A 13,809-nucleotide genomic window follows, 5' to 3' on the forward strand; every position below is an offset into this window, starting at 1 on the left:
GCCTGGTAAGGAAATGTTGCCCGTGCTTACAAATAGGTTGATGCACGAAATGCGCATCATTTTATCGTTATTAATCATGTTGATAGTGAATTCAGGGTCGTAAATACGCGTAAATCGTGCTTCGCGGGTGGCTGATAAAATAAAATCCAGGTATCATGCGACGCAATATTGACCTGATGACCTTGCCCGTGCGGCATAAATACTGCGGAGGATGAGCCCGGATGTCATTACCCATCTATCTGATCGGCGCACGCGGTTGCGGTAAAACCACTATCGGCCAGGCCCTATCTCAGGCGCTTGGTTATGCCTTTAGCGATACCGATCATCACCTGCAGCTCACGACGCAACGCACCGTGGCGGAAATCGTCGCGGCTGAAGGCTGGGACAGCTTCCGTGCGCGCGAAACCGAGTCGCTGCGGGCAGTCACGGCGCCGGCAACGGTGATTGCCACCGGCGGCGGTATGGTGTTGGCTGAAGTGAATCGTCGCTTTATGCGCGAACATGGGCAGGTGATTTGGTTGAATGCCCCGTCAACGGTACTGGCCGATCGTCTTGAACGTCAGCCCGAAGCCGCACAGCGCCCGACGCTAACCGGTCGTCCGATTGCCGAGGAGATGAGCGATATTCTGCGTGAACGCGTGCATCTTTACCGTCAGACAGCACACCACGAAGTGAATGCCATGCAGGCGCCTGAACAGGTGGTTAATCAAATTCTTCAATCCCTTTCGCTCGCCCGCGCCAGCTAACCTCTTCAGATTTATCTCTCTTTTTTCTCGCGATCCGCCATTGTCTATACTCAGGTTAAGACAGGGGGATCGCCGCTGTCTGTGTGGAAACCAGACATAAGAGGGAAATCTATGCCAACTAAACCACCGTACCCGCGAGAAGCGCGCATCGTTGCCGTTGAGAAAGGCGCGGCAGGTAATATCGTGACATGGTATGAGTTACGCGCTGACCATCCGAAGCCCGACTCACTGATCAGTGAGCATAAAACGGAAGCCGAAGCGCAGGATGCCAAAGCCCGCTACGAAGACGCGGATAAAGAGTAATGCTCGCGGGCAAGGACGCCTGTCAATCATTCATTACCTTCCGTGCTTAACCAGATATTTTCAACTGCCATAAAATGGCCAATATGCCCGCCAGATTAGCCATCCTTTTCTGCTCTTATTCCATCTTGCCTGATAACGTCATTTTATTTTCAGTTTGCGCCGTATTTTATGCTGCGTTAAATCGACGCAAATCTAGCCGGTTCAAAATTTGCGCTTGACCCGATCAGCAGAGCGAATTACTTTCATTGTATTGATATAGGAACTCAGTTCCACATAGTGAAACCAACGCCATGACCACACTCGAAAACGCCGCTGCCGTACTTAAGCTTTTCCAGCGCTTTGGCGTGACGCAGGGCCATCCGGGCCTGACATTCACCGAGGTGGTTGAGGCGTTGGGATTGCCGAAAAGTACCGTTTCTCGCCTGCTGGCGACCATGGAAAGTGAAGGATTGCTTGAGCGTGATCCCGATAGTCGCTGTTTCCAGATTGGTCGTGTGTTGCTGTCGGTGGCCGGGCATTACTTATCTACGCCGTTGGTGGATAGCGCTTCCGCGCCCATGGCGCAGTTGGCGGCCAGCAGTGGTTGTATGGGCTACATCTCAGTACTGGATGGTCAGGACGTTCTGGTGATGCGCATGTATCACGGTCGTTTTTTCACCCAGTTGGTGACGCCGCCTGGTTCGCGCGTTTCTCTTTCCGGTACTTCAACCGGGCGCGTGCTGCTGGCGCAGTTGAGTGATGACGAAGTGCGTGCGCGTTTTGCCGATGACTGGCAAGCCGCATCCGCAAACTCGCCGCTGAACATTGATGCACTCTGTAAAGAATTAGCGGTGATTCGCCAGCAGGGCTGGGCACTGGCACGCAATGAGACGTTGCCAGGCATCAGCTCACTGGCGGTGGCGGTCACCAATAAACATCGCGGCGAAAGTGCCGCACTGTGTCTCTCGTTTCTCTCGCAAGAAGCGGCCCCGGGTTATCCGGACGCGTTGCTCAGCGAACTGCGCGCAACGGCTGCATTGATGGCCGAGAAATACGGCGCATAACCTTATTTTCGATTTAAAGGCGTTTATTCGCGCCACACCAGGGAAATAGCAGGTCTTCGGACCTGCCTATTTCAAAAATCAGGGAACGATTTATTAAAAGCGTTGATGTCCCGCGTGTCGGGCATAAAACGTATTACGCGTTTTCTACAGGGTGAAAATACGGGGATAATATGCGTCAACATAATCCAATAAAAAGTATCGGCGTGGGCTTAATGCTGGTTCTGCTGTCTGTAGCAGGTGCCATCATCGGGGTTCAGCTTATTACCACCATTGGGGTAACACCCAATACCTCTATTATCGGTGCGCTGTTTGCCATGCTGCTGGCGCGCATTCCTCTGCAATGGTTCCGTCGTTATCGCTCGATCGAAGTACAGAACCTTGCGCAAACCGCCATCTCTTCTGCCACCTTTGGTGCGGCGAACAGTCTGCTGATGCCGATTGCCGTGCCGTGGGCGCTGGGTGAACCGCAGCTGGTATTGCCGCTGTTTGTCGGTGTCAGTGCGGCGATGCTGCTGGATGCTTATTTGCTTTACCGCTTGTTTGATACCCGCGTGTTCCCCGCCAGCAATGCCTGGCCGCCGGGCGTGGCAGCAGCGGAAGCGATCAAAGCCGGCGATAAAGGCGGCCGTCAGGCATGGCTGCTGGTGGTCGGTATTGTCGGCGGTATCGCTGGCTCAATGCTGAAAATCCCCATGTCAGCCTTCGGTACGGCTTTTATCGGCAATATCTGGGCGTTGAGCATGCTCGGTATTGGTTTCCTGTTGCGTGCCTATGCGCAACCGGTTGCTGGCATTGATATCAACGCACTTTATATTCCTCACGGCATGATGGTCGGCGCAGGGTTAGTGGCGCTGATTCAGGTGGTCCAAGTGATCGTCAGCCGTCGCAATGAGCAGCTGAATGTCAGCCGCAGCGACAGCGAAGTGAAGCGCTCACTGGGCTTTGGCACCGTGGGATACATCATTATCTCCACGCTGCTGGCACTGGCGGGCGGTTTGTGGAGTCAGATGGGCTTGCCGATGCTGGTGTTGTTCATCGTCTATGCCGCGTTCGCTGCCTTCGTGCATGAATTGATTGTCGGTATCGCCGCGATGCACTCGGGCTGGTTCCCAGCCTTTGCCGTGGCGTTGATTACCCTGATCCTCGGTATTCTGCTCGGCTTCCCGCCGCTGGCGCTCTGCCTGTTATGTGGCTTCACCGCCGCCACAGGACCGGCCTTTGCCGATATGGGTTATGACCTGAAAGCAGGCTTTATTCTGCGCGGTAATGGAGCCGATCTGCAGCAAGAGCTGTGGGGCCGCCGTATCCAGCTGATCGCCGCGATGATCGCCTTCGTGATCTGTATTCCGGTGGTGTGGTACGCACACAACTTGTTCTTCGCAGAGAATCTGCTGCCGCCAGTGGCACGCGTTTACGCCAAAACCATTCAGGCCGGTGCCGAGCCAGGCATTGCCGGAAGCTTGCTGATGTGGGCAATTCCTGGTGCGATTATTCAGTTTATCGGTGGGCCGAAGCGTCAGTTAGGCGTATTGCTGGCGACCGGTTTGTTAATCAACAACGCCGCGGCAGGTTGGGCGGTGATGGTGGGGATCGCGCTGCGTATCCTGATCATTCGTGTGTGGGGCGAGCGTGGACGTTCACCGATGGAGGTGATGGCCGCAGGGTTTATTGCGGGCGACGCGCTGTACAGCTTCTTCCATTCTCTTTTTGCCAGTAGCACCAAGAAATAACCCAGGGAATTCAATATGAGTTTACAGCAGACACTGCAGGTTTTTGAGTTACTCGACAGCGCCTATGTCGATGGGCAGCAGGTAGTGGATCTTTTCGCCCACTATCCAGGTGTGACCGCCAGCTTCAAGCGTGTGACCGGTCCGAAAGGGCGTACCGATTTCGTGCGCATTGATATTCCTGGTGCGCAGGGCAAGAGCAAAGGCGGTACTGCGCCTACGCTGGGTATTGTCGGCCGTTTGGGCGGCATCGGTGCGCGTCCAACGCGTATCGGTATGGTCTCGGATGCGGATGGCGCAGTAGCGGCGGTGAGCAGTGCGCTGAAGCTGGCACAGATGCAGACCAAAGGCGATGTGCTGGCGGGTGACGTGATTATCACTACTCACATCTGCCCGGATGCGCCAACACGTCCGCATGAGCCAGTGGATTTCATGGATTCGCCTTGCGACGACATCACCATGAATGACAACGAAGTGATCGATGGCGTTGATGCCATTCTTTCAATCGATACCACCAAAGGTAACCGTATCCTGAACCATAAAGGCTACGCGATCTCGCCGACGGTGAAAGAGGGTTACATCCTGCGCGTGTCAGAAGATCTGCTGCGCATCATGGAGATGACCAGTGGTCAGCCAGCGGTGACGTTCCCGATCACCACGCAGGACATCACGCCCTACGGCAACGGTGTCTATCACCTTAACAGCATCCTGCAGCCGTCAACCGCCACCGATGTACCTGTGGTCGGTGTGGCAATTTGCGCGGAGTCTGTGGTGCCAGGTTGCGGCACCGGCGCCAGCCATGAAGTCGATATCGCAGCTACCGTGAAGTTTGCGGTGGAAGTGGCGAAAGAGTTTGGCCGTGAAACCTGCCAGTTCTATGACCAGCAAGAGTATGCGTTGCTGCACTCTTTGTATGGTAGTCTCAGCCACCTGCGCACCCGGAAAGCCTAATGATGAAACAGTCCCTGGTTACTTTAACGATTGGTCAATCCCCGCGTAGCGACATTCTGCCGCTGCTGCAGGATCACTTACCGGAAGAGCAGGTGGCTCATGCCGGATTACTCGACGGCCTGACCTTAGCCGAGGTCGAGCAGTTCTATTCACCTGAAGCGGGTGAGAAAGTGCTGGTTTCACGTATGACCAGCGGCGAGCAAGTGCGTTTGTCGGGACCGAAAGTGGAGCAGGGGCTGCAGCGCAAGATCAGTGCGCTGGAAGAGCAGGGCTACGATACGATTTTGCTGCTGTGCACCGGAGAATTTGGCACGCTGAAAACCGAAAAGGCGCTGTTACTGGAGCCCGATCGTATTATCCCACCGCTGGTGAGTGCCATTGTGCAGGAACATAAGGTGGGCATCGTGGTGCCGGTAACGGAGCAGATCGCTGAGCAGGCCAGCAAATGGCGTAATCTGCACAGCGCGCCTTGTTTTGCCGTCGCCAGCCCTTATCTGGCACAGCAGAATGATTTGATCGAGGCGGGCCTGTCGCTGCAAGAGCAGGGCGCGGATGTGGTGGTGCTTGACTGTATTGGCTATCACCAGAAGCACCGGGATTTCCTGCAGAAAATGCTGGGTATTCCGGTACTGTTATCCAACGTGCTGGTGGCGAAGTTAGCGGCAGAATTGATCGTCTGACTGAGGCCGATCACAACTCGTGTTCTAAGCTGCTTTTTCGCGTGACAGATCAGCGAGTTCCCTTGTAATCTGCCAGACACCATAATGTGCTGTGAGGAAGTAACATGCTCAACGTAAGTGAGTATTTCGACGGGAAAGTGAAATCCATTGGTTTCGAAAGCGTAACCATTGGCCGTGCCAGCGTTGGCGTGATGGCCGAAGGTGAATACACCTTCGGTACAGGACAGCCGGAAGAGATGACGGTCGTGAGCGGCGCACTGAAAGTGCTGCTGCCGGGTGAAACCGAGTGGAAATGGTACGAAGCCGGTTCGGTTTTCAACGTGCCAGGCCACAGCGAATTCCATTTGCAGGTGGCTGAGCCAACGTCTTATCTGTGCCGCTACTTGTAAACGCTGACTTTCAGCATGAGTCATCATTAAACCGGGAATGCTTTTAGCATTCCCGGTTTCTTTTTGGTCATAGCATATATACGGGTGTGCGGGCCACAGCACCCCTGAACGGCACCAGACTGCGTTAACCCGTCGCTTAACGGACAAGCACCCCGCTACCGCGGGGTTTGATCAATTAAAGCTTCAGCGCTTGGCTTCGCCGCCTAACGCTTCCACCAGATTGCTGATCAACGCGGCCAGTTCGCCGGTCATCAGCGTGAAATCCGCATCAAAGCGCATGGCGAAATCATCGCGGTCAATGTCGTCATTCTGCTCACGCAGCGTGTCGCTGAACTTCAGACGCTTGATTGATGCATCGTCGGCAATCACCAGTTGAATGCGTTCCTGCCAGTCCAGAGCCAGTTTGGTCACGACTTTACCGGCTTCGATATGGGTGGCGATCTCATCGGAGATCAGATCCTGTTTCTTGCAACGGATCACGCCGCCATCTTCCAGAATCGCTTTCAGCTCTGCTTCATCCATCAACGCGAAACCGGCAGGCAATTCGCCAGAACGAACCCATTCTGTCAGTGTCAGCTCAATCGGCGTTTCCAGCGTGAGTGGCACCACCGGCAGTGAACCGATGCTCTTACGCAGCAGCGCCAGGGTGTCTTCCGCTTTCTTGGCGCTGGCACAATCGACGATGATCAGGTTGTTCACGGTATCGATCCACATAAACGTCTGGCTGAAACGGCTAAACGCGCGTGGCAGCAGGCTATGCAGCACTTCATCTTTCAGCGAGTCTTTCTCGGTCTTTTTCAGCTTGCGGCTCTGTTCCGCTTCCAGCTTGTCGATCTTCGCTTCCAGCGCCTGCTTCACCACGGGTGAAGGCAGGATCTTCTGCTCGGTGCGCGCGCAAATCACGATCTGACCGTTGATTTCATGCGTCAGCGCTTCACCGCGGTTGCCCATCGGTGACACCCAGCCGGTTTTCGCCATATCCTGGCTGCCACAAGGGGAAAACGTGAAGGCGTCGAGCTGTTTTTCCAGATCGTCTGCGGACAGCGGGATGTCACGATTCAGACGATAAACCATCATATTTTTAAACCACAACATCGGGATTCCTTACCGTGGGTGCGATCGGGCGCACAAGTCTCAAAGTCAGCGCGCATGATAGCGAAACATCGGATGGGTTTCATTGCCTTTCCCGATTCAGCCTTCTACTGTATCTGTCACCTGAACGAATAATGAGGAATAAATCGTGCGTATTGGGATTGATTTAGGCGGTACCAAGATTGAAGTGATTGCGCTCTCCGATCAGGGGCAAGAGCTGTTCCGTCACCGCGTCAATACCCCGCGCGATGACTATGCCGCCACAGTCCAGGCGATTGTGGATTTAGTGCTACTGGCAGAGGAGAAAACCGGGGAAAAGGGCACCGTGGGGATCGGCATTCCCGGTACGATTTCGCCGTACACCCAGCGGGTCAAAAACGCCAACTCGACCTGGCTGAATGGACAGCCGTTAGACAAAGATCTGGCCGAGGCGCTGAATCGTGACGTGCGCATTGCCAACGATGCGAATTGTTTGGCGGTGTCTGAAGCGGTGGATGGTGCAGGCGCGGGCAAACCACTCGTGTTCGCGGTGATCATCGGCACCGGTTCGGGTGCGGGCGTGGCGATTGGCGGTGAGTCGCGTATTGGCGGCAATGGTAACGCTGGCGAGTGGGGCCACAATCCGCTGCCGTGGATGGATGAAGATGAACTGCGCCATCGCGAAGAAGTGCCGTGCTATTGCGGCTTGCAGGGCTGTATTGAGACCTTTGTTTCGGGCACGGGTTTTGCCATCGACTATCAACGCTTAAGCGGTAAGACATTGAAGGGCGCGGAAATCATCAAGTTGATTGAGCAGCAGGATCCGGTAGCGGAACTGGCGATGAGCCGTTACGAAATGCGCTTAGCCAAATCGCTGGCGCAAGTGGTGAACTTGCTCGATCCGGATGTGATCGTGCTGGGTGGCGGCATGAGTAACAACGACCGCTTGTATCAGACGGTGCCCACGCTGATGAAGCAGTGGGTGTTTGGCCGCGAATGTGAAACGCCAGTGCTGAAAGCGGTGCACGGCGATTCAAGTGGCGTGCGCGGTGCGGCATGGCTGTGGCCGCTGAAAGGGTAATAAAAAGGTCGCTTTGATAGCGTAAGTTCGTCCATGAAGCACCAGACGATAATGCAGGCTGGCGCCGCTTAGAGGCGCCAGCCTGCTATTTACCTATTGTGTGTGTTGTTGAATAAAAGGACCCTGACAGCGCATTTGTATTTTTGCGCGCGAGGCAATTCCGTGATTATTCTCCCATCAGCATCGCATCCTGCGGTGCGTTCTGACGCTGGGTTTTGGTCGCGAGGAAGTAAATATATCCCACCACCATGATCCCCACGAACAGCCCGCCAATCACCGGGTTGAACCACAGCATGGCAATCAAACACACCAGCGACAGCACCAGCGCGATACCTGGAATAATGGGGTAACCCGGCGCGCGGAAGCTGCGTTCCATGTCGGGTGCGGTGCGGCGCAATTTAAACAGGCTCAGCATGCTCATCAGGTACATCACGATGGCGCCAAATACTGCCATGGTGATCATCGCCGCCGTCAGCGTCATGCCTTGCAGGTTAATCAGACCATCGCTGTAAATCGCCGCGATACCAATCACGCCACCGGCAATAATCGCGCGGTGCGGCGTCTGGAAACGTGACAATTTCGCCAGGCTCTGCGGCAGATAACCGGCACGCGCCAGCGCAAAGAACTGACGTGAATAGCCAAGGATAATGCCGTGGAAACTGGCGACCAGACCAAACAAGCCAATCCACACCAGCATATGCATCCAGTTGGAGTGCTCGCCGACAATCATCTTCATCGCCTGCGGCAACGGATCGTTAATATCCGACAGCTTGCGCCAGTCACCTGCGCCACCCGCCAGCAGCATCACGCCAATCGCCAGCACCACCAGCGTCAAAATGCCGGTAATGTAAGCCTTGGGAATGGTGCGTTTTGGGTCTTTGGCCTCTTCGGCAGCCATGGCGGCGCCCTCTATGGCGAGGAAGAACCAGATGGCAAACGGAATGGCGGCGAAGATGCCGGAAAGGGCAGGCATACCGAAGTGATCGCTTCCCGCCCAACCGTTAGCCGCAAAGTTAGCGATACTGAAGCCCGGTGAGACCACGCCCATAAACACCAGCAGTTCCAGTACCGCCAGCACCGTCACCACCAATTCAAACATCGCGGCCAGCTTCACGCCGAGGATGTTGAGCGTCATGAACACCAGATAAGCGCCGACCGCAGCGGTTTTCGGGTTGAGATCCGGGTACTGCACGTTGAGATAGGCACCGATCGCCATGGCAATCGCCGGTGGGGCAAACACAAACTCAATCAGCGTGGCCAGCCCGGCAATCAAACCACCGGTTTCACCAAAGGCGCGGCGGCTGTAGGCAAACGGCCCCCCGGCGTGTGGAATGGCGGTGGTCAATTCGGTAAAGCTAAAAATAAAGCAGGTGTACATGGTGGCGATCAGTGCGGTGGTGATCAGGAACCCCAACGTGCCCGCCACGCCCCAGCCATAACTCCAGCCAAAATACTCCCCGGAAATTACCAGTCCAACCGCGATACCCCACAAATGCAGAGTGCCCAGCGTGGGTTTGAGCTTACTCGTCATAATCGTCTCCCCGTCGTGATTGTTGTGCGGCGGCTGCACCGCGCTGTTTTGTTCTATGCACTACAGTGAAGTGATAATGCCGCCGCCTGCAGCGGGAAAACTTGACGCAGGCGCAGTGAGTTTTGTCCTCCACGGTCAACTCAGAGGCAAGAAAAGTGCCAGTTGCACGCTGCGGTCAACTTTGGGTTATCTGCGGTCAAGCAGTCAGGACGCCGTCATCCCATGCTGATAACACTTGCTACCCATAAGATTGATGCTGGAGACAGATGAATGAGCGCCAAACAATCCGATTCCCTGACCGATGCTGCCATGAAGATACTTGCACAGCAGGCGCTGGCCTGTTACCCCGCGCCCTTACAGGGCGAGCTGAAGCTCCTGTGCCGCTCTGAAAATGCCACCTTCCTGCTGCTCGCAGGCGGAAAGCGTTATGCGCTGCGTCTGCATCGTCCTGACTATCACAGCAAAGCCGATATCCAGAGTGAGTTGCTGTGGCTGGATGCGTTGCGTGAGATCGGCATTATGGTGCCGCAGGCGATCCCAGCCCTTGATGGCGAAACCGTGTTGACCTTAGGCATGCCAGATGGCGGCGTGCGACATGCGGTACTGTTTCACTGGATCGAAGGGGATATGCCCACCACTGATGTCGATCCCAAAGCCTTCCAGCAGCTCGGGCACATCACCGCGCGCCTGCACCAGCACAGCCGTAGCTGGCAAAAACCGGCAGGCTTCCAGCGCATCATCTGGGATCATCACACCATGGTCAGCGATCACAGCCACTGGGGGCGCTGGCAGGATGCGCCAAATCTCAATCCGGCCGATCATGGCATCGTGGCGGAGGCCGTAACGCGTGTGGGACTGGAGCTGCAAGACTTTGGCAAAGGCACGGATCGTTATGGATTGATCCACGCCGATCTGCGCCTCACCAATTTACTGCTGCATAAAGGTGAAACCCGGGTGATCGATTTTGATGACTGCGGCATGGGCTGGTATCTGCACGATCTGGCGGCGGCGATCAGTTTTGTTGAGCATCATCCGCGTGCCGCCGAATGGGTGGATAACTGGATCCAGGGCTACGAGCGTGTGGCGCACATCAGTGATGAGGAGATGGCGCTGGTGCCGACGCTGTTGATTCAACGCCGTATCCAGATGACCGCATGGATGGGCACACACGCAGACACCGAGATGGCACTGAGCCTTGGGCCGCGTTGGGCCGATCACTCGGTGCGTCTATGCCGTCGCTATCTGGAAACCAATCAGTTGCCGGTTGGCGTTTAGGTTGCACCAGTAGTGAGCAGCACTGCGTCGTAGCGGCGCAGGCTATTGCGTGTTGTGAGATGACTTTCACGCCGTTGCGCCATAAATCGCGCCTCGATGCTGTGTGCTGAGCGTGAGCGGAGAGCAACGGAATGCCTCCGTACCCTTGAGCTGCGCTTAGCCAGATACGCATCACTGCACAGGTTTGGATGTGACACCGGACCTTTAGCCAGATGCGCATCACTGCACAGGCTTAGGTATGACACCGGACCTTTAGCCAGATGCGTATCAATACACAGGCTTAGGTATGACACCGGACCTTTAGCCAGATGCGCATCACTGCACAGGCTTTGGCATGCCACCGGATCATCAGCCAGATGCGCATCAATTCACATATTTCAGCATGCCACCGGACCATCAGCCAGATGTGCATCAATTCACAGGTTTCGGAATGCCACCGGACCATCAGTCAGATGTGTATCAATGCACAGGCTTCGACATGCCATCGGACCTTTAGCAAGGTGCGCATCAACGCGCAGGCTAAGAAATGGTTCCGAATCCTGGCGGATCGTCATTGATGACGACCTCATCAAACGTCATGGTACGAATCTTGCTGGATCTCACTATTAGTTTCACTCGCACGATCCCTGTGAGGTTCCGATGCAATCAATGATGACTCCTTCTGAAGCGTACAGTTCGCTCTCGGCCCAGGCCAACAACCGTGGCGTGCTGGCGGCAGCGGCCACCGGCTTAAGCACCTTTATCACCGACAAAGGCGGCGATGTTGATCGCATTTTTGGTATCAGCGGCATTGATTCCGAACTGCTGGCCAGCCCGACGCTTAGCCTCGGTCTGGTCAACTATTGCCGTGTGATGGAAGAAGCGGCGCGCCACTCTGGTTTTGATAACTTCGGTTTGCATTACGGCAAGCAGTTCAAACCGCAGTCATTAGGGTTGATTGGCTATATCGGATTATGTTCACCCACGCTGGAACAGGCGCTGCACAACGTGGTGAATGCCTTTCCCTGGCATCAGCACGATACGCTGACGCGCCTGGTCGATAAAGGCGACTGCTGGCGGCTGGATTATCAGGTGCGGCACGGGGCGATCCTGTCGCGTCGGCAGGATGCAGAATTGACGCTCGGCATGTTTCTCAATCTGATACGCCACGTGGCGGGCAAAAATTGGGCGCCGCGCGAGGTGCATTTTGAGCATCCCCGGCCGGAGCAATGGCACGAGCACTGCAAAGTGTTTGATGCACCAGTGTGGTTCGATCAACCTTTCAACTCGCTGCTGATCGCCAAACGCGATTTGCTGCGCACCATGCCAGAGCAGGATCCGATGCTGCTGATGGTGATGCAGGATGCCATCCGCCGACTGAACAGCAGCGCTTCACTGCAAAGCGTGGTTGAGCAAGCGCGATCGCAAATCAATCTGTCGTTGATGCAGGGCGAACCGGTGCTGGAAGAGATTGCAGATAAAATGGGGCTGTCGAGCTGGTCGTTGCAACGGCGGCTGCGCGAAGAGGGCATCAGCTTTACCGTGTTGGTGGATAAAGTGCGTTGCGAAATGGCCACGCACTACCTGCAACAGAAGCAGTTGCCCATCTCGGAGATGGCGCTGCTGCTGGGTTATTCAGAAGTTAGCGCGTTTTCACGCGCGTTCCGGCGCTGGTTTGGCATCAGCCCGCGCCAGTGGCGACAGGATGGGCTGGCAAGTTAGGCTGATGCGGCGCGAAGCCGAACCACGCGGGTTAGGAGGTTTGGCATCAGCCCGCGCCAGTGGCGACAGGATGGGCTGGCAAGTTAGCCCGATGCGGCGCGAAGCCGAACCACGCGGGTTGGGTGCGATCCGGCGGCGGTGGTAATCCTTTCGACTGCCCCAGCAACTGCCAGGCGCGCAGGCACAGAGTTTCATCACCTTGCGTCTGCGTAACCGCATAGCGTCCGCTTTTTTGCCACTCCAGCCGCACCATACATTGCTGCCCAGCGTAATGTGCCGCGTCGGAAAATTGCCGGTTGAGCTGGTGCTGCATCTCATTAGCCCATTTGCAGGAAGCGCTGCCCGGTTCGCTCTGTGGCTGGCACAGATTGGCGATCTCATCCTGTTGCTTTACCTGATGATTTTGGCAAGCGCTCAACATCAGTGCAATAATCAGGCTACCCGATAATCGCGCCATTCTATTAATTAAATTCACTTAAGTGCCCGCCTTTTCCCTAAAGTTCCTCACTTTCACTGCCGACAGTCTACAGGCCGATTCAATCAATGCTATGGCATTACTCTGACTGTCGGCAGAAACAGAATTTGCCGCAGCACCGCGGCGTTATCCTCTTTGATTCATGGATTCGAAATGCAGAAAAAATATGCCTTTGCGGCACTCTCCTTGTTAAGTGCGGCGTTGCTCAGCGGCTGCGCCACCGAATCATCACGCGCCATTGAAGCACCACAGGTTCGCGCTGCCAGCCAACCTGCCTATCAGGGCGTGCGCAGCCCGATTGCTGTTGGCCAGTTCGACAACCGTTCTTCTTATATGAACGGCATCTTCTCGGATGGTGTTGATCGTCTCGGCAATCAGTCCAAAACCATTCTGATTACCCATTTACAGCAAACTAATCGTTTCAATGTCTTGGATCGCAGCAACCTGAAGGAATTGCAACAGGAAGCGGACTTCAAGCACAGCCAGCAAAACATCAAAGGTGCCACATACATCATTACCGGTGATATCACCGAGTTTGGTCGTAAAGAAGTGGGCGATCAGCAGCTGTGGGGCATTCTGGGCCGTGGCAAGACGCAGGTCGCTTACGCCAAAGTCAATCTCAACGTGGTTGACGTTAACACATCGGAAGTGGTTTACAGCGCGCAGGGTGCGGGTGAATACCAGTTGTCAGCACGTGAAATTATCGGCTTCGGCGGCACCACCAGCTATGACTCCACGCTGAACGGCAAAGTGATGGATTTGGCGATCCGTGAAGCGGTGGATCACTTAGTGGATGGCATCAACAACGGTGCCTGGCGCCCAGCGAAATAAGGATA

14 protein-coding genes are annotated in these 13,809 nt (G+C 55.4%); 11 read left to right on the forward strand and 3 right to left on the reverse strand.

Going from position 1 to position 13,809, the window contains the following annotated elements:
• Positions 1-221 precede the first annotated feature (221 nt).
• The 7 genes from aroL to ppnP all read left to right on the forward strand — a co-directional run bounded on the left by aroL (position 222) and on the right by ppnP (position 5,839).
• A complete protein-coding gene (aroL, locus tag VI01_RS01470) occupies positions 222-746 on the forward strand; it encodes a shikimate kinase AroL (RefSeq protein ID WP_045813750.1) in 525 nt (174 codons plus the stop codon).
• 111 nt (positions 747-857) lie between these two features.
• Positions 858-1,049 (forward strand): YaiA family protein, encoded by a 192-nt coding sequence (locus VI01_RS01475; RefSeq protein ID WP_045813751.1) that lies wholly within the window; start codon positions 858-860, stop codon positions 1,047-1,049.
• 290 nt (positions 1,050-1,339) lie between these two features.
• A complete protein-coding gene (locus VI01_RS01480; RefSeq protein WP_038648664.1) occupies positions 1,340-2,092 on the forward strand; it encodes an IclR family transcriptional regulator in 753 nt (250 codons plus the stop codon).
• Positions 2,093-2,262: 170 nt separating this feature from the next.
• Positions 2,263-3,822 carry an OPT/YSL family transporter gene (locus VI01_RS01485; RefSeq protein ID WP_038648662.1) on the forward strand — a complete coding sequence of 520 codons (1,560 nt, stop codon included), beginning with the start codon at positions 2,263-2,265 and terminating at the stop codon, positions 3,820-3,822.
• 15 nt (positions 3,823-3,837) lie between these two features.
• Positions 3,838-4,770 carry a DUF1177 domain-containing protein gene (locus VI01_RS01490; protein WP_045813752.1) on the forward strand — a complete coding sequence of 311 codons (933 nt, stop codon included), beginning with the start codon at positions 3,838-3,840 and terminating at the stop codon, positions 4,768-4,770.
• A gap of 2 nt (positions 4,771-4,772) precedes the next feature.
• Positions 4,773-5,450, forward strand: a complete 678-nt coding sequence (locus tag VI01_RS01495) for an AroM family protein (RefSeq protein ID WP_038650255.1) — start codon at positions 4,773-4,775, stop codon at positions 5,448-5,450.
• A gap of 104 nt (positions 5,451-5,554) precedes the next feature.
• Positions 5,555-5,839 (forward strand): pyrimidine/purine nucleoside phosphorylase, encoded by a 285-nt coding sequence (ppnP, locus tag VI01_RS01500; RefSeq protein ID WP_045813753.1) that lies wholly within the window; start codon positions 5,555-5,557, stop codon positions 5,837-5,839.
• 183 nt (positions 5,840-6,022) lie between these two features.
• Here the strand turns inward: ppnP and rdgC are convergent, their stop codons facing one another.
• The gene (gene rdgC, locus VI01_RS01505) at positions 6,023-6,934 is read right to left on the reverse strand and encodes a recombination-associated protein RdgC (RefSeq protein WP_045813754.1); all 912 of its coding nucleotides are present in this window, start codon (positions 6,932-6,934) and stop codon (positions 6,023-6,025) included.
• A 145-nt stretch (positions 6,935-7,079) separates the two neighbouring features.
• Between rdgC and mak the strand changes: the two genes are divergently transcribed.
• The gene (mak, locus tag VI01_RS01510; protein ID WP_038648652.1) at positions 7,080-7,991 is read left to right on the forward strand and encodes a fructokinase; all 912 of its coding nucleotides are present in this window, start codon (positions 7,080-7,082) and stop codon (positions 7,989-7,991) included.
• 166 nt (positions 7,992-8,157) lie between these two features.
• Here mak and eat read toward each other — a convergent pair whose 3' ends face one another.
• On the reverse strand, positions 8,158-9,522 hold the full coding sequence (gene eat / locus VI01_RS01515) for an ethanolamine permease (RefSeq protein WP_045813755.1): 1,365 nt from the start codon (positions 9,520-9,522) through the stop codon (positions 8,158-8,160).
• Positions 9,523-9,792: 270 nt separating this feature from the next.
• Here eat and VI01_RS01520 point away from each other — a divergent pair, with 270 nt between their 5' ends.
• Together VI01_RS01520 and VI01_RS01525 are read left to right on the forward strand one after the other, a co-directional pair.
• Complete coding sequence (locus VI01_RS01520; protein WP_045813756.1) at positions 9,793-10,797, forward strand: phosphotransferase enzyme family protein; 1,005 nt, start codon at positions 9,793-9,795, stop codon at positions 10,795-10,797.
• A 639-nt stretch (positions 10,798-11,436) separates the two neighbouring features.
• Positions 11,437-12,498: an AraC family transcriptional regulator gene (locus VI01_RS01525; protein ID WP_045813757.1), complete on the forward strand. Its 1,062-nt coding sequence runs from the start codon at positions 11,437-11,439 to the stop codon at positions 12,496-12,498.
• A gap of 46 nt (positions 12,499-12,544) precedes the next feature.
• Here the strand turns inward: VI01_RS01525 and VI01_RS01530 are convergent, their stop codons facing one another.
• Entirely contained in the window at positions 12,545-12,973 is a 429-nt protein-coding gene (locus tag VI01_RS01530) for a cell envelope integrity TolA C-terminal domain-containing protein (protein WP_045813758.1), read from the reverse strand.
• A 153-nt stretch (positions 12,974-13,126) separates the two neighbouring features.
• Here VI01_RS01530 and VI01_RS01535 point away from each other — a divergent pair, with 153 nt between their 5' ends.
• Positions 13,127-13,804 (forward strand): CsgG/HfaB family protein, encoded by a 678-nt coding sequence (locus VI01_RS01535; RefSeq protein WP_045813759.1) that lies wholly within the window; start codon positions 13,127-13,129, stop codon positions 13,802-13,804.
• Positions 13,805-13,809: the final 5 nt, after the last annotated feature.

Source organism: Pantoea sp. SM3, assembly GCF_000963995.1.
GTDB lineage: Bacteria > Pseudomonadota > Gammaproteobacteria > Enterobacterales > Enterobacteriaceae > Pantoea > Pantoea rwandensis_B.